Source organism: Microlunatus endophyticus (assembly GCF_014646195.1).
GTDB classification, from domain to species: Bacteria; Actinomycetota; Actinomycetes; order Propionibacteriales; family Propionibacteriaceae; genus Microlunatus; species Microlunatus endophyticus.
The window spans coordinates 167012-185526 of record NZ_BMMZ01000004.1 but is presented as its reverse complement, the minus strand read 5'-3'; the positions used below and the strand labels follow the sequence as shown (position 1 = coordinate 185526).

Here is an 18515-nt window from a genome sequence, read left to right as displayed (position 1 = left end):
GGAACCAGACTAACTTTCCGGACCGTCCGGAGTCGATCTCCGGCCCGGCCTACCAGATCTTCGGATCGGAGCCCAGCAGCATGTTGGCGGGGTGCTGGACGCCGTCGACGCTGAGGCCGTTGAACTGCAGAGCCGGGGCCAGCAGGGCGTTGTTCTCGGCCGGGAAGTTCAACTGCGGCTCGGAGATCTCGTCCAACGCCCGGCGGGCCTCAGCCGGCAACTCGAACGCGAGTGAGTGCAGGTTGGCGTCGAACTGCTCGAGGGTCCGCGCACCGATCAGGGTCGAGGTGATCCCAACACGGCCGCGGACCCAGGCCAGTGAAACCTCGGCCGCGGTCACCCCCAACGCTGCGGCTATCTCGTTGACCCGGTCGATGACGACGTATTCGGCGGCGGTCGGATCTCCCACCAGCTCCCGCCGAGCGGTGTCGACCTTCCCGCCCGCTGTTGCCGAGGAGTATTTGCCGCTCAGCCGTCCGCTGCGCAGCGGACCCCAGGCGAGGACGCCGATGCCGAGCGCCCGGGCCATCGGCAGCAGCTCGCCCTCGGCTGTCCGCTCCAACAGCGAGTACTCGGCCTGCAGCCCGACGATCGGCACCAACCGGACGAATCCCGCGGTGACCTGGGCCGCTGCGGTCGCCCAGGCCGGCACGTCCGAGAAGCCGACGTAGCGTACGGTCCCGGCACTGACCAGGTCGTCCAGCGTCCGCAACGTCTCCTCCAGCGGTGTCGAGGAGTCGAAGTTGTGCAGCCAGTAGATGTCGACGTAGTCGGTCTGCAGCCGACGCAGGGAGTCCTGGAGCTGGTGCAGGATGGCCTTGCGGCTCGCGCCGCCGCCGTTCGGGTCACCGGGATGCAGATTGGTGTAGAACTTCGTCCCGAGCACCAGCCGGTCCCGCAGTCCCGGCCGCGCGGCCAGCCAGTCGCCGATGATCCGCTCGCTGTGCCCGCTGGTGTAGACGTTGGCGGTGTCGATCGAATTGCCACCGGCCGCGACATACCGGTCCAGCATCGCCACGGAGTCGATGACCGAAGCTCCCCAGCCGTGGTCCTGGCCGAAGGTCATCGTCCCCAGCGTCGCCGGGCTGATCCGCAGACCGGAGCGGCCGAGCGTGCGGTAGTCGTCCAGGGCGCTTCCGGACGTGGCGCCGCGGAGAGTTTCGTTCGCTGTCGATGTCATGGATTCCAGCGTCGTTCCCGGACCCACGGCGGCCTAGACCAATTCGCGCCGACTGTTGCCTGATCCGCTCAAGGCCGCACGATTCGGGTGATCGTGCTTCACTGGGACCGTGGCCACGTCGTCGATCCTCACGTCTCTTCGTGACCAGGTCACGTCGATGGTGCAGCGGCAGGGCGAGGCGACCTGGATCGAGGATTCCTGGTTGTTCCTTACGTCGGCGGTCACCCAGCCGCTCGGTTCGACGAGCAAGCCGATCCTCGCGCTGGTGCTGCAGGGTGCCAAGGTCTCCTCGCTCGGCGAGGCGGTCTACGAGTACCGCCAAGGCCAGTTCCTGATCGTCACCGTCGACCTTCCGCTGGTGAGCCACATCACCCGTGCCTCGGTCGCTGAACCGTTCGTGGCGGTCGGGCTCCCGCTACGGCCAGACGTGATCGCTTCGCTGCTGCTGGAGGAGTCCGGGCCAGTGGTCGAGGGTGCGACCGGGCGGGGCCGTTCGGAGACCGGGCCGGCACTGGCCGTCAGCGACGCCGACGACGATCTCTTGGACGCGATCGCACGACTGCTCCGGCTGGCGCGGAATCCACGCGATGGCCGGGTCCTGTCGCCCGGCATCATCCGGGAGATCCACTGGCGGCTGCTGACCGGGCCGCAGGGAGCACTGGTCCGGGAGGCCGGCACTCCGGACTCGCGGCTGCGGATCATCGCCCGGGCGATCAGCTGGCTGCAGCAGAACTATGACCAGCCGATGCAGGCCGACCGGTTGGCGCGCCACGTCGGGTTGAGCGTCGCCGGCCTCAACCGGCACTTCCGCGCCGTCACCTCGATGAGCCCGCTGCAGTATCAGAAGACCCTGCGTCTGCAGCAGGCGCGGCTGGTCCTGCTCAACTCCGCCGGCGACGTCGGCCGGGTCGGTCACGAGGTCGGCTACCAGTCGGTGTCGCAGTTCAGCCGGGAATATCGCAGGATGTTCGGCTCTCCGCCGTCGGCCGACGCCGCACGACTCCAGACCGCAGACTTCGGCCCGGACCTCTAACTCCGCGAACGGCGATCAGCAGGATGACGATGCCGATCACGGGCAGTGCGATCGCGATCCGGCTCGGTCCGGCGTACCCCATGCCGGCGTCCAGGGACAGCCCGCCGAGCCAGGCGCCCAACGCGTTGGCGACGTTGAAACTGGCCTGGCTGAGTGCCGCGGCCAGCGACTCGCCCTCCGGGGCAAGGCTTATCAGCCGGGTCTGCAGAGCCGGCACCAGCATCGTGCACGTCAGACCGAGCAGGAAGGTGGCCGTGAACGCTCCGACCGGGCCCGTTCCGACCAGCGGCGCGAACACGGCGAACAGGATCACCATGGACACCAGACCGCCCAGGATCGTCCGGACTGCGGAGTGGTCGGCAAGCCGGCCACCGATCAGCATGCCGGCGGTCATGCCGACGCCGTAGAGGGCGAGAGCCCACGGCACGGTCGACTCGGCGATCCCGGACAGCCGGGTCAGCGTCGGGGTGATGTAGGAGTAGATGGCGAACATGCCACCACTGCCGATTCCGATCACCGCCAGCATCAGCCACACCTGCGGCCGGGCGAGCGCGCTGAGCTCATCGATCATCCGGGACGGTCCGGACCGCCGCACTTCAGGCACCAGCAGCACCGTGGCCACCAGGCAGACGAGGGCAAGCCCCGCGACGATCGCGAAGAGTGCCTGCCAGCCGAGCCGTTGGCCGAGCCAGGTCGCGCCCGGGACACCGGCGATATTGGCGATCGTCACCCCGACGAAGACCAGCGAGACGGCCCGCGCCCGACGCCCCGGGGCCGCCAGCGTCGAGGCCACCACCGAAGCCACCCCGAAGAAGGCGCCGTGCGGCAATCCCGAGACGAAGCGGGAAATCAGCAGAAGGTGGTAGTCGGTCGCCAGCGCGGAGGAGAAGTTGCCGACGGCGAACAGCGCCATCAGCAGGATCAGCAGCAGTTTGCGCTGCAGCCGGGCGGCCAGCACGGCAATCAGCGGCGCACCGACGACGACACCCAGGGCGTACGCGGACACCAGTCGACCCGCCTGCGGAATGGTCACCTGGACGCCGTGGGCGATCTGCGGCAGCAGACCCATCGTCGCGAACTCGACCGTGCCGATGGCGAAGCCGCCGATCGCCATGGCCACCAGAGCGGGGCCGGGTCCCCGAGAAGCCGTACTCACAGCCAGACAGTAACGAGCAGGTCTGTCCGTGCCCTGATCAGGTCCGGCTGATGATCAGGTCCTGGCCGGGCGGACCAGCCCGGTCCGATAGGCCAGGACGACGAGAGCGACCCGGTCGCGGAGTCCGGTCTTGGCCAGGATCCTGCCGACGTGGGTCTTGACCGTCGCTTCGCTGACGAAGAACTTCGCGGCGATCTCGGAATTGCTCAGCCCGTTGGCGATCTCCAGCAGCACCTCGCGCTCTCGCTCGGTCAGCCCGGTCAGCATCGGCGCATCGCCCTGGACGGGATCGGGCACCTCGTCGACGAACCGCTCGATCAGGCGTTTGGTCGTGCTGGGCGCCACCACTGAATCGCCGGCGTCGACCGTCCGGATCGCCTCCAACAGCGTGCTCGGCGGTGTGTCCTTCAGCAGGAAGCCGGCAGCACCCGCCCGCAGTGCTGCGAATGCATGCTCATCAAGATCGAATGTCGTCAGCACGATCACCCGCGGCCTGTCGGTCGAGCGATCAGTGATGATCTTGGTCGCGGCGACACCGTCCAGCTTGGGCATCCGGACGTCCATGATCACGACGTCGGCGGCGACGTGCGCAAGCTGGTCCACCGCCTCGGCACCGTTGCTGGCCTGCCCGACGATTTCCATGTCCGGTTGGGATCCGATGACCATCGCGAACCCTGCACGCACGAGTTCTTGATCGTCAACCAGATAGATCTTGATCGTCATCGTCCTCCATCCCCGTCCCCAGTATGGGGCAACCAGGCGTGTACGAGGAAGCCGTCGCGGGTCGGCTCGGCCGTGAACCGTCCGCCAACGGCCGTCACCCGCTCCCCCATCCCGTTCAATCCGTGGCCGGGTTCGGCTCCGGTCTGCAACTGTTTGCCTTCGGCCGGAAAATCGTTGGTCACCCGCAGATCGACGCCCTGCGCCGTCGTTTCCATGTCGATCTCGACGTGATCGCCGCCGTGCTTGCGGGCATTGGTCAGCGACTCCTGGATCAGCCGATAGACAGTCAGGCCGAGCATCTCGGCGATCGGCCGTTCGGAGCCCCTGCGCCGCACGGTGATCTTGAGTCCGGTCCGGCCGGCGTCCTCGATCAGCAACGGCAACTCCGCAAGTCCGGGCTGGGGCGCGGACGGTTGATCATCGTCGCCCTCGCCGGATCGCAACAGGCCGAGCAGACCGCGCATCTGGGTGAGTGAGTCGCGTCCGGTCGTCGAGATCCGTTCCAGCGCCGCCTTCGCCTCCGCGGCATCCTGGTCGATCACGTACGCTCCCCCGTCGGCCTGGGCGATCATGACCGAGAGCGCATGTGCGATCACGTCGTGCATCTCGCGGGCGATCCGCGCTCGTTCCGCCGAAGCGGCCAGCCGGGCTTGCTGCTCACGTTCGCGTTCCAGCCGGACGGTGCGATCGACGAGCGCGTCCTGCAGCAGCCGTGAGGATCGCAGGCCTTCACCGGAGAACCACGCCAGGGCAACCAGAACCACCATCCCGGTCGTGGTGCAGACCCGGGTGAAGAGGCCGGGATGTTTGACCAGGGAGATGTCGATGAAGTTCCACCAGTCGTTGAGCGCGCCGGAGAAGGTGGGGACCAGTGCGAGCAGCGCGGCGACGATGCCGGTCCGGCGGTTGGTGAAGCCGACCACGGAGTAGAGCCCGAACAGGAATCCGGCGTCGTGCATGCCGATCGGTCGCAACGCCCACGATTGCACGGTGGCGAAGACGAGAATCAGTGCGAACGAAGTGCGCGGAAGTCGGCGTCGCAGCATCAACGGCATGGTCACCAGTCCGACGAAGACCTCGTCGATCCAGATCGCCTGCGGCATGAACAGCGGCAGGAAGACCGACCCGCATGCGAAGAACAGGGCGGCGACCACGCAGTCGAAGATCAGTGCGCGGGTGGACACGGCCCGACCGACTCCGGAACCCTCGTTGGTCCACAGCAGCAGGCGCCACCGTCCGCCGGAGCGGGCCGTCGGGGACCTGTCCGGGTTCACGGCGACCCGGGCGGGCCTGGTGACATCCGCAACCACGCGGGCCATCATCCCATCCCTGAGCCGCCACCGCCGCGCTAATCACAGCATCGGGCGCTAGTTGTGACCCGCGCGTGAGGCGGGACGGTTGTGGAGATCAGTCGAACGGGTCAGGAGGACAGGTCAGTCGGACAGCTCGGGGAACCAGAGCTTGATCTCCCGTGCCGCCGACTCGGGCGAGTCCGAGCCGTGCACCAGATTCTCCCGATTCGACAGCGAATAGTCCCCGCGGATGGTTCCGGGAGCAGCCTTCCGGCCGTCCGTGGCGCCGTTGAGACCGCGGACCACCTCGATGGCCTGATCGCCCTCGACGACCAGGGCGATCGACGGTCCGCTGGTGATGAAGGTCCGCAGCGGCGGATAGAAGTTCCGGTTGACGTGCTCGGCGTAGTGCTCGTCGGCAAGCTCGCCTGTCACCTGCCGCAGCTCGAGCGCGACGATCCTGAGCCCCTTGGCCTCGAACCGGCTCAGCAGCGCGCCGACCAGCCCACGGCGTACGGCATCAGGTTTCAGCAGGACGAAGGACCGCTCGGCCCCGGTTGCACTCATGAGAGCGACCTTATTACGTGGCCCGACGCGTCAGTAATTGACCAGGTGAGGACTGTCGTTCACTGTAATCTCACTTCGGTGTTGCCGTCCGCATGGGTCGGACGCCCTACGGTTCGAACGCCTAGGTCATCGCCGACCAGGCCGTCCGGACCGGGTGGTGCGGATCGCTCACCCAGCGATCGCTCTCGTGCCCATGCCGACGTACGCCTGAATGCTCAGCTTGCTCTTTGGAGGCTTTGATGGACCGTCGCAAATTCATCGCGCTCGCCGGCGTATCCGCCGGCGCGGCGACACTCGCCGCCTGCCAGGGCAACGGACCCGGCGCGGCCACCGGCGGGGACAACGCCGGCAGTGGTAAAGGCGGGGCGAATTCGCTGGTCGTCTATGCCGGCGCGGACACCAACATCCAGGACCTGTGGACCAAGACGCTGATCCCCGGCTTCAAGAAGGCCACCGGGATCACCGTCAACTTCCAGTTCGACCTGCACGGACAGAACTCGGACCAGATTCTGAACAAGATCGCAGCCGCAACGCAGCAGAAGAAGGATCCGGGCATCGACTTCCTTGAGTCGATGGGCGACCGCGCCGGTGCCGCCGGACTGCTTGCCGATCCGACCGGCAAGGTCGCCAACCTGTCCGAGATCTCCCAGGACGTCCTGGCCACGGTGGAGAAGAACGCGATCCCCTATCGCGGTTCGGCGGTGCTGTTGGCCTATCTGCCGTCCAAGGTCGGCCAGCCGCCGAAATCGCTGGACGATCTGCTGGCCTGGATCAAGGCCAACCCGGGCAAGTTCGCTTACAACTCCCCCGACAGCGGCGGCGCCGGCGACTCCTTCGTGCAGACCGTGCTGGGCAAGTACCTGACACCTGATGTGCTCAAGCAGATGCAGACCGGCTACCACAAGGACCTGGAGGGCAACTGGGACCAGGGCTTCAAGGCCCTGGCCGATCTCAACAAGTCGATGTACCAGAAGGGCGTCTATCCCAACGGCAACAACGGAACGCTGGAGTTGTTGCTCCAGGGCCAGATCTCGATGTGCCCGGCATGGTCGGACCAGTTCATCAGCGGCCGGGCCTCCGGAGTCGTTCCCAAGGACGCCAAAGCGTTGCAGATCTCCGATCCGAGTTTCACCGGTGGCGCGACGCAGTGCGGTGTGCTGTCGGCATCGAAGAAGCAGGACCTCGGTTTCAAGCTCGCCAACTGGATGCTGGAACCCGAGCAGCAGGCGGCGATCGCCAAGGCGATCGCAGGCTTTCCGGCAATCCCGATGTCGAAGCTGCCATCGGACGTGCAGTCGGAATTCGCCGATGCCGATCCCGGGAATCTGCGGCCGGGCTTCAATTCCGACATGGACTCGGACATGAAGAGCCAGTGGCAGCAGAAGGTGCCCGGACACTGATGGCCCGTAGGCACACCGGTACGGGCCCCGGCTCACGCATCAAGATCGGCGGACTGCTGATGGCCAGTCCGCCGATCATCGTCGCCGCAGTGTTCGTCGGCTTCCCGATCATCGTCGCGATCGCCTACAGCCTCGGCCATGTCGGCGGCCTCAACCGAACCATCGCCACCATCGCCCGTGGCCAACACACCGTCGGGGCCTGGGACCGGATGTCGCTGGGCGCCTACCGCGATGTCTTCACCGACCCACGTTTCACCCATGACCTCGGTGTCACGATCATCGTCACGTTGATCGCCACGCTGGCCGTGACGGCGCTGGCCTGGGTGATCGCGGTCTACCTGCGCACCACTCCGGAAGGCGCCTGGTTCCGGTCCGGAGTGGCGAAGTTGATCTCCGGACTGGCGGTGGTGCCGATGTTCATCCCGGTCGTGATCGCATCGTGGGCGATGCTGACGTTCTATGCCGCCGACGGCTTCATCCGCTCGCTGTGCGCGGATCTCGGTTTCCAGGGCCCGACTTGGGGCTACACGATGGTGTGTGTCGCGATCGGTCTGGTCTGGACGAATCTGCCCTTCGCCACGCTGATGATCACTTCCGGTGTGCAGAGCGTCCCGGACGCCCTGATCGAGGCTGCCCGGGACGCGGGAGCGGGCCTGCTGACCATCGTTCGGACCGTGATCGCCCCATTGACGATCGTGCCGACCGTGATCGCCCTGACGTTTACCGCGATCGGCACGCTGGGCGCCTTCACGATGCCCTATTTCACCGGTCCGAACGCGCCCAGCATGCTGGGTGTCGACATGGTGTCCTACTTCCGCTCCTACAACCGGCCGCAGCAGTCCGTGGTGATGGCGGTCGTGGTGTTCGCGGTCGCCGCGGTCTTCGGCGCCTTCTATGTCTGGGCGAATTTCCGCTCGGCCAAGGATTCGGGGAGGGTCTGAGGTGCCGGTCTCCACCATGGTCACCAAGATCGCCCGCCAGGTGCTGACGGTGATCTTCGTCGTCGCGCTGTTGACCTTCATCGTCGGACCCCTGCTCTGGCTGGCGATCCGCGCCTTCTCGACCAGCTGGACCTACCCGAGACTGCTTCCCGACGGCTGGACGCTGCAGTGGTTCGGGCGGGTCTTCGACGACCCGCAGTTGTTCTCCTCGATCCGGCTCAGCATCGAATTCGCGATCACGACCCTGATCGTCTCCAGTGTGATCTGCCTGCCGGCGGCGTACGCCTTCTCCCGCTTCGACTTTCCCGGCCGTCGAGTCTTCCTGATCGGGTTATTCGCTACCAACGCCTTCCCCAAGACGGGCCTCTACGTGGCACTTGCCGCGCTCTTCTACGCCTTCAACCTGATGAGCACCTTCGGCGGCGTGGTGGTCGTACACCTGCTCGGCACGATCGTCTTCATGACCTGGATCCCCGCCGCGGCGTTCGCCTCGGTGCCGCGCAGTTTCGAGGAGGCCGCCCGGGACGCCGGCGGCGGGCGGCTGCGGGTCTTCTTCACGATCACCCTGCCACTGGCCATGCCGGGCATCCTGGTGGCGCTGATCATGAGTTTCCTGGCATCCTTCGACGAGGCCCAGGGCACCTATCTCGTCGGCGCCCCGGAGTTCTACACGATGCCGACCGAGATGTATTCGCTGGTGCTGAACTATCCACGGCAGGTGGCTGCGGTCTTCTCGATCCTGCTGTCGATCCCGTCGGTGGTGTTATTGATGTTGGTTCGCAAGCATGTGATGGGCGGACAGTTGGCGGAAGGATTCCAGATCCGTTGAGCACGAATTCTGTAGGCGAGGAGCAGCAGTCCGGGCTCGTCCTGCGCGGCGTCGGCAAGGATCTCGGCGGCCGGACGATCGTCGATGATCTTGATCTTGTGGTCGCCAAAGGCGAGTTGGTCTGCCTGCTCGGACCGTCCGGCTGTGGCAAGACCACGACCCTGCGCATGATCGCCGGCTTTCTCAACCCTGACGTCGGCACGATCAGCATCGACGGCGAGATCGTGACCAGGGTGCCGCCGGAGAAACGGCCAACGGCGATGGTCTTCCAGAACTATGCGCTCTGGCCGCACATGTCGGTCTTCGAGAATGTCGCCTATCCGCTCAAGCTGCGGCGGACGCCGAAGAACGAGATCACGGCGCGAGTGCACGAGATGCTCGAACTGGTGAACCTGATGCACCACGAGAAGAGCCGGCCGGCGCGGATCTCCGGCGGGGAGCAACAGCGGGTCGCACTCGCCCGGGCTCTGGTGCAGCGGCCGGCCGTGCTGCTGCTGGACGAACCACTCTCCAACCTGGACGCCAAACTGCGGGTCCGGGTGCGGGAGGACATCCGCGAGATCCAGCAACGGCTCGGCATCACGACCGTGATCGTCACCCATGATCAGGACGAGGCGTTGAGCATCTCCGACCGGGTCGCCGTGATGAACTCCGGCAGGATCGAGCAGTACTCGGACCCGACCGAGCTCTACCGGTCCCCGGCCACCCGGTTCGTCGGCGGCTTCGTCGGGGCGATGAACACCCTGGACGGCGAGTTGCGCGGCGGTGCGGACAGTACGGTCGCCGTGGTCGGTGGTGTCACGGTCCCCGTCGATACGCCAGCCACCCCGGGAACCGCGGCCGGTGACCGCCCGGTGAGCCTGGGCGTACGGCCGGAGAACGTGCTCCTCGGGCCGGTCGAGGCCGGGGCGTCGGCGAAGATCATCCGGAGCATTCCTCGTGGACATTTCACCGAGATGGTGATCGAGTTGGCGACCGCGACCGGCGAGCCCACCGAGCTGCGGGCCTACCTCGACGACCGATCACCGATCGCGCGCCTCGGGCCGGGCGATGCCGTGGGCGTACGGCTGCACAGCGTGCTGAGCTACGACCAGGACGGTAGGTTGCGGTGACGCGGCTTGGGTTGAGGGAGAGATTCACCCGGGGCGGCGCATTCCACGCTGTCGCCCATCGCGGCGATCCCCGTCACCATCGGGAGAACACGCTGCCCTCGATCGACGCGGCGATCGACGCCGGTGCGGAGGTCGTGGAGATCGACATCAAGACGACCGCCGATGCTGCCGTGGTCGTCCTGCACGACGACACCCTGGAACGACTCTGGGGCGTTCCACGCCCGATCACGGGGATCAGCAAGCCTGACCTCGACAAGATCGGCGACGATGATCACCGGATTCCGCTGCTGTCGGAGGTGCTGGAGCACATCGGCCGGTCGAGTGCGGCGCTGTTGATCGACATGGACGATCCCGCCTGGGCGGCGCCGGGCCTGGCCGTCGTCGGCGAGTCGCTGGCTGCCGGAATCATTGCTCCGGACCAGGTGCTGTGGTGCGGCCGGCCGGACTCGCTCACGATCATCCGGGATGCCGACCCAGAGGCCCGGATCATCTTCAGCTGGGACGAATCCGATGCCGACGGCAGGCTGCCTGCCGAGTCGATGATCAACGAGCTGTCGCCCGAGGCGTTCAATCCGCACTGGCCGATGATCAACGACGCCGTGATGGGCTGGGCGACCGATCACGGTCTGGCGATCACCTGCTGGACGGTCGACGATCCGGAGCTGATGCAGCATCTGCTGGATCGCGGGATCGACGGCATCACCACCAACAGGATCCACCAACTCCAGGAGTTGCGCCATGACAGGTGACATCGATCTCGAAGCCTGCCTGCGGGTGGCCCGACTGGCGGCCGAGCAGGCGATCGCCATCACCCGGGACTCTCCGCTGGGAGAGATCCGCACCAAGAAGCACGACGCGGACGTCGTGACCGAGATCGACACCGGCGTCGAACAAGCGGTCCGCGGATTGATCAAGGCCGAGCTGCCGGGCCACGTCGTGGTCGGCGAGGAGTACGGCGGCACCGCCGGCGACGGCCCGACCTGGTACTGCGATCCGGTCGACGGCACCACGAATCTGACCGCCGGATTGCCCTGGACGTCGTTCTCGCTGGCGATGGCGGTCGGCCGTACGCCGCTGGTCGGTGTGGTCGCCGATCCCTGGCGACAGGAGATCTGGCTCACTGCGGCCGGCCGGGGTGTGACCGTCAACGGACGGCCCCCGGCCATTTCGGCACCGGCCTCGCTGGCCGGCGGGGTGATCGGAACCGAGTGGGCCAGTTACCAACCCTGGCCCGGCATGATCAACTTCCTGCAGTCCCTGGCCGACCGGCACTGCACCACCCGGGTGATGGGCTCGTCGACGCTCACGCTGGCCCAGGTAGCGGTCGGACGGACGGTCGGCGCAGTGATCGGCGAATTCCATCCCGAGGATCATCTCGCCGCTGCCCTGCTCTGCAAGGAAGCCGGCATGATCGTCCGGGACGAGGCCGGCAACGCCGACCCGTTTCCCGAGAGCCGTGGCATCCTCGCCGCACGGCCGCAGGTCGCCGACGAGCTGTTCGAGCTCTGGCAGGCAGCGATCGCCGGCTGACGGCCCGATGGGAGTGCCGTCTCGCGGACCCCGGAAAGCTGATCAGGCCACGTCCGGGGAGAGCGCGGCCACCCGCCTGCCGACCCGGCGCGTACGGTCCGGCTCAGCTCATCGACCACGATCTCCGTCTGATCGGTCGCGATCGCTTCCGCCACGAGCCGGGCGACCTCGGCAGGCCGCGCGAGAAGGAACCGACCGTCCTACGGCGTGCGAAGAGCTCCGGTCAGCCGATCCACATCGGCTTCGCCGACGAAACCGGTGCCGGGTGCCCATCGACGACGTCGCAATCGTGAGGATATCGAGCTATCCGGCTGAGCGCGCCGAACTGCTGGCGCGCTCTGCTGCACATGCTCGCTAGGCTGCCCGGCCAGGAACCACACCGGCCCGATCCGGCCGGGTGCCGATTCGCCAGGAGGTACGTCGTTGCCCATCACCGGGACCGGCAGAGCGCTGCAGCGCATGGTGTCGCGGGATCCGTACGAGTCCGGTCGGGTCGCCAGCCCGCTCGAGCTCTTCTTCGATCTCGTTTTCGTGGTTGCCGTGTCGTTGTCGTCCCAGCAGCTGCATCATCTCGACGCCGACGGAGAGGTCTGGGCGGGGCTGCTGTCGTACCTAATGGTGTTCTTCGCGATCTGGTGGGCCTGGATGAATTTCACCTGGTTCGCGACGTCGTTCGACACCGACGACTGGCTCTACCGGGTGATGACGATCGTGCAGATGGCGGGCGTCCTCATCCTGGCGGCCGGCGCCGAAGCGGCGATGACCCGGTCCGACTTCACCCTGGTGACGATCGGCTATCTCGTCATGCGCCTGGCCATGGTCACCCAATGGTTCCGCGCCGGTCTGTCCGATGCCGGTCTGCGGGGCACGGCATTCCGTTACGCCGGCGGCATCGTCGTCGTCCAGCTCGGGTGGGTCGTCCGGCTGGTCCTGCCGGACCTGGCCGGCTTCGTCGGATTCTTCGTCCTGGCGGTCGCCGAGATCGCCGTCCCCGTCTGGGCGGAGAGCCACAAGACCACGGCCTGGAACGCACACCACATCGGTGACCGCTACGGCGCGTTCACGCTGATCGTCCTGGGCGAATCGGTCCTGGCCTCCACCAATGCGGTGGTGGAGGCCGTCGCGGGCGGCGACCATCTCCGCGATCTGCTGGTGATCTCAGCAGCCGGCCTCGTCATCGCCGCGGGCCTGTGGTGGGTCTACTTCGCCCGGGAACACCACGAGCAGATCTCGGATCTTCGGTCGTCCCTGCGGTTCGGATACTTCCACTACGTGATCTTCGCCGCGGCCGGCGCGTTCTCCGCCGGCATCGAGGTCACCATCGACACCGTCGGAGATCACACCAGGCTCACCTCCATCAGCGCCGGGGCGACCCTGTCGGTGCCCGTGGCGATCTTTCTGCTGGGCGTGTGGTGGCTGACCTTGCGGCGTGGATTGACCGCGGCCGGCAACGCGTGCTTCCTCGTCGGCGCGCTGGTCGCCGGATGTGCCGCCGTCCTGGGCGGGCTGAGCACGGCGATCGTCACCGCGGCCGGCGTTGTGGTCGCCGTCGTCGCCACCGAGACCATGGGGCAGTCGCATAGCGTCCCGCCGTCGGAAAATGCCATGACCACCCGGGGCTGAATCGCTACCGTCTCGTCATGGTCAACGACGTCCGGATCCTCGAGACCGCACAGCGACGACGAGAACAAGCATTGGGGATCCTCGACCGGACACGGCTCCTCCACCGGTGGGAGACAGTCGGCAGCGTCGAACTCGTCGGGTCGGTCGCACTCGATGTGATGGTCAAGCCCGACATCGACTTCGCGGTCTTCGTCGACAATCTCTCGCCCCGGCAGGGATTCGAGGTGCTGCTGCCCCTCACCGACGATCCGACAGTACGAGAGATCGCCTACGTCGACGCACGGAGCCAACCGATCAACGGCCTGTACTGGAAGATGCTGATCATCGACGACTCCGAACCGTGGACGATCGACACCTGGATGCTGACCCGTGATCGTGATCAAGACGGTGAGGATGAGGTCAGACGAGCAGCGCGCCTGCAGGCACAGGCCATCAGCAGCCGACCGCAGGACCGCACAACGATCATCCGCATCAAGCATGAGGCCCGCGAACGTGGCCAACTGGCCCACGGTCGGTGGGTCTATGAGGCCGTGATCGACCACGGAGTGACGTCGTACGAGCAATACCTCGCCTGGATGGGCGACCGGGATGCGAGCCGGCGCAGCACCTGGATCCCCAATCCGCAGGCGTAGGAGCTCGACGGGCTCGTCAGCGTTTCGTGAGAGCCGTGGCTTCGAACGCCGCGAGATCGGTCAGGTACGACACCTTAAGCTCATCGGTCGCGTACGAGGCGTTGACGGCGTTGCGCAGGAGTTGCGGTACCTGCTCCGACCCGAGCAACTGCGCAGCGATCTGCAGCTCGCGGGTGAGCGTCGTGCCGAACATCGGCGGATCGTCGGAGTTGATCGACACCGAGATCCCGGCACCGATCAAGGACGGCAGCGGGTGGTCCGCGAGGGTCGGCACGATGCGGTCCGCCTTGAGCACGTCGACCGCCGCACGGACGCTTTCTGGACCCGCCACCTCACCGGCATGGGGAACGGACCCCAGGCCGAGGGCGCGGGCTCGCGCGAAGTATGGGGCGAAGTCGGCTCGGGGAGTCTCCGGCCCGCCCAGGCCCAGTGCGACCAGCCCTTCAGGCTGGCACCGCTCGCACAGATCCATGACCACTTCGGCGGGTTCGCCCGTGTGGCCAGGGATGTCGAGGATCCAGTTGACCGTCATGCCCATTCGCGGGCCGCGAAGGCACGCGCCGCACCCAGTGCCTCGACAAGTCCTTCGCGAGGCACGCCCGCACTCGGTATCCCGTTGGGCGTGACGGTCAATTCGGCATAGCGGACCTGCTGGGCTGCCAGTTCGCCAAGATTGCCCACCGTGAGTCGATAGACATCCTCGGCAGTGGACAGCAGACGCGAGACGGCTGCGTAGACCCGCAGAAAATGATCACAGTCGGCGAACCGGTAGAACTCCTCGAGCTGTGCGGGATCCGTCGGCACTCCGGCCTCCGGGTGCCGGACAGCAAGATCAGCAAGGGTGGCGGCTGAGGTCGCACCGACGTGGTGGACATGCAATTCGATCTTGGGCGCGGCAGCGATCCACTCGTCTGGGAATGCCACCTGTCCGTCCTCAGACACCTCAGTCTCCTTATCGGCAAGGACTCCGGCGCCAAAATACACCTGGTCGCCCGCCAAGTCTCTCGCCTGAAAGGCGCGTGGCAGGACGGCTCCGAGGGTAGGGATCAGGTATGAATACGCAGCGCGAGCCCGAAGATCAGGAGCTTCTCGACGATGAGCAGAGTGACCGCATCGAGAAGCGAGCGCATCTGTTGCCGGAGGAGCAGGCCGTCGGCAGCGATGATCCCGAAGCACAAGCGGCAGGAGTGCTCGCCGACTCGGACGAGCGCACAAAGGATCCGCAGGGAACCCGGCAGAGATACTCGCAAACCCCGGACCACGGGGAGTAGGTCAGTCGGCAGCCCTGGTCAACAGGCCCCGAAGGAGTTCCGCGACCCGGCTGCTGACCGATAGGGCAGGTTTGTCGATCACCTGGTCGGCGGCCGTCGCGTACTCGGGATTGTTGAGTGTTGAGAAGATGCTAGTCAGCGGGTGACCATCACGATCAACTTCGACGACGTCGCGAAACCGACCAGTCTCGCGATCGCGAGGCCAGGGTCGGGGAACACCATGTCAGGAGAGGTCGAGGCGGTAGCGGTGCCCAAGCTCAGTGGCACCGACTCCGACGAATCCCCACGAGGTGTACAAGCGCCGCGAGGCGGTGTTGTAGTCGTAGATATCACTGACGTTCACTGACCTCCAGCCGAGCTGGCGAGCCCGACCGATCAAAGCCGCCACTACGGCCCGTCCGATGCCTTGGTTGCGGTGCCCGGGAGCGATCACGACCGGGATCGCGCCGGGCTGCAGCGCTGCGTCGCCGATCGGCTTCCAGGTCCCGTCAGCATTGAGCCGCTCGATCAGGTAGAGCTCGCCGTGGTCGCTCATGTACCGGAACATGTCCTTGAGCCCGCGGAGCTTGTACGGCCTGGCCCTCGGCCCGTCGACCATCCGCAGACTGTCAGGATCCTGATAGGAGACCAGCAGGTCCCGCAACAGTTGATCATCCGCCTGCCACGGATCGAACTGCCGCAACCGGAGTTCCGCGGTCACCTGGATCGGGTCACCCGGATGGTTGCCGCTGATGCGCAGCAGCCGCTTCAGGTAGCCGCTATCGATGTCCACCCGGGTGAGGTCGCGGTAGCGGATCCGGCTGACGTCGTCCCAGCGGGCGTGGGTGTCGATCGTGTGAAGCCGGAGCACGTGGTCCTCGTTGCCGACCGGCAGACCGATCAGCATCGAGTGTGGATCGCGTCGCTCGTAGTGGTAGGCCGCCGGCCGGCCGAGGGCCACCAGGCTGGCGACCAGCTCCTTGGTGGATCCGGAGACGTCGATCTGATCAAGCGTCGGCATCGGCCAATGGCCTTCGCCGGCAAGCGCTTGGGCGACGAAGCTGGGACGTTGGTCGGAGAAGTCGGTGATGTCGCGGATCCGCAGAATGCAGTGGCCGTAGAACCCGGCATCGAACTCCACCGCCAGTAGCAGCCATTTCGGCCCGTGGTCGACGACGACACCCTCGAGGGCGTCCCAGCCGCGGGATCGTCGGATACGGACCAACTGCCCGTTCTCGCGTGCTCCACGCACCCGCTTGCGTACGCGATCCTTGGACACGACGGAACGCTAGCGGAGCAGGGCCGTCCGCCGCCGTTCTTTTCCACCCGGCAGTGCTGCCTGGGCAGCGACGCCCCGACAAGACGCACCGAGACATGGCTGTTCTGGCGCGGGAATCCAGCCAGCTATCAGTGTGTCTCGCGTCGATCCGCCACGTCGCGTACGCCCTCAGAGTCCCTGCGACCGGACGTGTCTTCAACCTGATTGCCTCGCCACGAGCAACGTGCGAAAGTACGGCTTGTGCCTGGCACGTTGTATCTCGGATGTGGAAGCGCTGCCGATGAGGCACGCCTGTGGTTGTCGATGTTCCATCGAGAAAGCACGAGGATCGTCTACTGGCCCTTCGCGCTGCCTGGCGCGATGTGCGCATCAGCGGACCAGTGGCTGAGGCACAATCTCGACCTCCTGGACATCGACTATCACCTCGACACATGGCAGACGCTCAGCGATCATGACCCGGTTGAGCTGGACTCGGATCGGGTTGACCTGCTCCTCGTCGGAGGTGGCAACACCTTCCGGCTCCTGGACCAGGTCAGACAACACGGATTCGTTGATCAAGTGCGCAGGTTCTGCCTCGACGGCGGGGATTACTACGGAGGGAGCGCGGGCGCCGTCCTCGCCTGCGAGACCATTGAAATCGCCGACGGCCACGATCCCAATGAACCCGGGCTGGATGACCTCGCCGCCCTCGGCTTGATCACCGGCACCGCGGTGCTACCGCACTTCACCGAAGATCAACTGGAAGCAGCCGGTCGATGGGCATCGTCCCATGGCACCGTCGTCCTTGGCCTGCCTGAGTCTGTAGGGCTGCGATGTGACGAGGGCATCGCCACCGTGCGCGGGAAGGGCCAACTGACCCGGCTCTCCGACCACAGCGTCGAGCGCTTCACGGCTGGCTCCAGGTTCGACCTGCCGACGCTCTGACCGTAAGCGCCGGCGGTGACTCCAAGTCGGGCGGACCCGATCATCTGATGGTGGGGTCGATCGTTTCGGTTCACCGGGGCATTGAGCTTGACCGCTCGGACCGCTCAGCCGTTCGCCCGGATCTCCTTGCTCTCCACGCAATCCACGTGTGCATTGTCGCTCAGCCGCCTAAGCTCGGGACATGATTGGGTGGCTTCGATCCCCTGCCGTGGACCAGGAGAATCCCGCGGTAGCTGCGGTGGAACGCATCCATGCCAGCGCCGAATCGGCCGGAGCGCTCGTCGGTGCTGGGCGCGGAGTCGGTATTCCCGTCGATCGCGCCCTGTGGATCTGTGCCGCATTTCCGACGCCTACGGCCCAGTCTGGCTGGTCACCGACACGCGTGACCGCGGCATCGAGTGGCGCCGGGTTCCTGACAGGGTCGACCCGCTCGATCTCGTCGATACCCGGTTGTGCGGGTGGGCACACCGATCCGGTGGACGTGCCGCAATGGCTTGGAGGCGACGCGGCCAGCCCCTTCAGAGATGGAGACGGCTCGGCCGACGCCGGTATGATCGACGAACTCCGTACGAGGATTCTCTGCACGGCCTGACCGCAAATCACGGTGATCAAGAGATCGGGGCAACGATGTCGGCGCGACTAGTGCTGGACAGGCACACGGCCAGACCCGGCGACGAGGTCGCGCACATGATCATCAACGACGCCGATCGCCCACTGGAATTCGGGCTCGGCTACGGCCTCGAGCAACACACAGCAGATGGCTGGGTGGAGATTCCCGTCCTCGATGTATTCGCCGCAGTGGGCCTCGGTGTCGATCCGGGCATGACGAGCCGCGCGATGACGATGACTGTCCCGGGGGACCTTGAACCCGGCAGGTACCGGATCTCGAAGCAGATCTGGGTCGATCAGGCCGATGATCGCCCGTTCCGGGATCGCGAGGAATGCATCTGCGCCGAGTTCACGGTCGAAGCCTGAATTCGTACCGCACCAGGACAACGGGACACACCGGCAGATGGCTGTCAATGGGTGCTCAGATCAGCCATC

At 66.2% G+C, this 18515-nt stretch carries 20 protein-coding genes; 12 read left to right on the top strand and 8 right to left on the bottom strand.

All coding sequences use genetic code 11. The features are described from left to right. Positions 1-49 precede the first annotated feature (49 nt). Positions 50-1180, bottom strand: a complete 1131-nt coding sequence (locus IEY07_RS09865) for an aldo/keto reductase (RefSeq protein WP_188895054.1) — start codon at positions 1178-1180, stop codon at positions 50-52. A 109-nt stretch (positions 1181-1289) separates the two neighbouring features. Between IEY07_RS09865 and IEY07_RS09860 the strand changes: the two genes are divergently transcribed. After that, entirely contained in the window at positions 1290-2213 is a 924-nt protein-coding gene (locus IEY07_RS09860) for an AraC family transcriptional regulator (RefSeq protein WP_229669910.1), read from the top strand. On the opposite strand, the gene IEY07_RS09855 is transcribed toward IEY07_RS09860, so the two are convergent. The 4 genes from IEY07_RS09855 to ndk all read right to left on the bottom strand — a co-directional run bounded on the left by IEY07_RS09855 (position 2125) and on the right by ndk (position 5951). Next, the gene (locus tag IEY07_RS09855) at positions 2125-3369 is read right to left on the bottom strand and encodes an MFS transporter (RefSeq protein ID WP_229669909.1); all 1245 of its coding nucleotides are present in this window, start codon (positions 3367-3369) and stop codon (positions 2125-2127) included. The genes IEY07_RS09860 and IEY07_RS09855 overlap by 89 nt on opposite strands. 54 nt (positions 3370-3423) lie before the next feature. After that, positions 3424-4092 carry a response regulator transcription factor gene (locus IEY07_RS09850; protein ID WP_188895052.1) on the bottom strand — a complete coding sequence of 223 codons (669 nt, stop codon included), beginning with the start codon at positions 4090-4092 and terminating at the stop codon, positions 3424-3426. Continuing rightward, a complete protein-coding gene (locus IEY07_RS09845; protein ID WP_188895051.1) occupies positions 4089-5402 on the bottom strand; it encodes a sensor histidine kinase in 1314 nt (437 codons plus the stop codon). Before IEY07_RS09845 ends, IEY07_RS09850 begins: the two co-directional genes overlap by 4 nt. Before the next feature lie 123 nt (positions 5403-5525). Next, the gene (gene ndk / locus IEY07_RS09840; RefSeq protein ID WP_188895049.1) at positions 5526-5951 is read right to left on the bottom strand and encodes a nucleoside-diphosphate kinase; all 426 of its coding nucleotides are present in this window, start codon (positions 5949-5951) and stop codon (positions 5526-5528) included. Between the two features lie 239 nt (positions 5952-6190). Between ndk and IEY07_RS09835 the strand changes: the two genes are divergently transcribed. From IEY07_RS09835 to IEY07_RS09800, 8 genes are all read left to right on the top strand, one after another. After that, entirely contained in the window at positions 6191-7351 is a 1161-nt protein-coding gene (locus tag IEY07_RS09835; RefSeq protein ID WP_188895047.1) for an extracellular solute-binding protein, read from the top strand. Continuing rightward, the gene (locus tag IEY07_RS09830) at positions 7351-8292 is read left to right on the top strand and encodes an ABC transporter permease (protein WP_188895045.1); all 942 of its coding nucleotides are present in this window, start codon (positions 7351-7353) and stop codon (positions 8290-8292) included. Before IEY07_RS09835 ends, IEY07_RS09830 begins: the two co-directional genes overlap by 1 nt. 1 nt (position 8293) lies before the next feature. Continuing rightward, entirely contained in the window at positions 8294-9121 is an 828-nt protein-coding gene (locus IEY07_RS09825) for an ABC transporter permease (RefSeq protein WP_229669908.1), read from the top strand. Continuing rightward, positions 9118-10233, top strand: a complete 1116-nt coding sequence (locus tag IEY07_RS09820) for an ABC transporter ATP-binding protein (protein WP_229669907.1) — start codon at positions 9118-9120, stop codon at positions 10231-10233. The genes IEY07_RS09825 and IEY07_RS09820 overlap by 4 nt, the downstream gene beginning before the upstream one ends. An 11-nt stretch (positions 10234-10244) precedes the next feature. Beyond that, on the top strand, positions 10245-10982 hold the full coding sequence (locus tag IEY07_RS09815; RefSeq protein ID WP_188895043.1) for a glycerophosphodiester phosphodiesterase: 738 nt from the start codon (positions 10245-10247) through the stop codon (positions 10980-10982). Next, positions 10972-11763 carry an inositol monophosphatase family protein gene (locus IEY07_RS09810; protein WP_188895042.1) on the top strand — a complete coding sequence of 264 codons (792 nt, stop codon included), beginning with the start codon at positions 10972-10974 and terminating at the stop codon, positions 11761-11763. The genes IEY07_RS09815 and IEY07_RS09810 overlap by 11 nt, the downstream gene beginning before the upstream one ends. 423 nt (positions 11764-12186) lie before the next feature. Beyond that, positions 12187-13386 carry a low temperature requirement protein A gene (locus IEY07_RS09805; protein ID WP_229669906.1) on the top strand — a complete coding sequence of 400 codons (1200 nt, stop codon included), beginning with the start codon at positions 12187-12189 and terminating at the stop codon, positions 13384-13386. Between the two features lie 17 nt (positions 13387-13403). Further along, positions 13404-14018 (top strand): hypothetical protein, encoded by a 615-nt coding sequence (locus tag IEY07_RS09800; protein ID WP_188895039.1) that lies wholly within the window; start codon positions 13404-13406, stop codon positions 14016-14018. A 16-nt stretch (positions 14019-14034) separates the two neighbouring features. On the opposite strand, the gene IEY07_RS24445 is transcribed toward IEY07_RS09800, so the two are convergent. Next, complete coding sequence (locus tag IEY07_RS24445; protein ID WP_268239201.1) at positions 14035-14550, bottom strand: adenosine deaminase family protein; 516 nt, start codon at positions 14548-14550, stop codon at positions 14035-14037. Then, entirely contained in the window at positions 14547-14960 is a 414-nt protein-coding gene (locus IEY07_RS24440; protein ID WP_268239200.1) for an amidohydrolase family protein, read from the bottom strand. Before IEY07_RS24440 ends, IEY07_RS24445 begins: the two co-directional genes overlap by 4 nt. Before the next feature lie 110 nt (positions 14961-15070). Between IEY07_RS24440 and IEY07_RS09790 the strand changes: the two genes are divergently transcribed. Continuing rightward, on the top strand, positions 15071-15289 hold the full coding sequence (locus IEY07_RS09790) for a hypothetical protein (protein WP_188895038.1): 219 nt from the start codon (positions 15071-15073) through the stop codon (positions 15287-15289). Between the two features lie 223 nt (positions 15290-15512). Here the strand turns inward: IEY07_RS09790 and IEY07_RS09785 are convergent, their stop codons facing one another. Continuing rightward, positions 15513-16547, bottom strand: a complete 1035-nt coding sequence (locus tag IEY07_RS09785) for a GNAT family N-acetyltransferase (protein WP_188895036.1) — start codon at positions 16545-16547, stop codon at positions 15513-15515. Positions 16548-16850: 303 nt separating this feature from the next. Between IEY07_RS09785 and IEY07_RS09780 the strand changes: the two genes are divergently transcribed. Both IEY07_RS09780 and IEY07_RS24555 read left to right on the top strand, forming a co-directional pair. Further along, the gene (locus IEY07_RS09780; protein ID WP_268239205.1) at positions 16851-17471 is read left to right on the top strand and encodes a Type 1 glutamine amidotransferase-like domain-containing protein; all 621 of its coding nucleotides are present in this window, start codon (positions 16851-16853) and stop codon (positions 17469-17471) included. A gap of 489 nt (positions 17472-17960) precedes the next feature. Beyond that, entirely contained in the window at positions 17961-18446 is a 486-nt protein-coding gene (locus IEY07_RS24555; protein WP_308422928.1) for an immunoglobulin-like domain-containing protein, read from the top strand. Positions 18447-18515 lie beyond the last annotated feature (69 nt).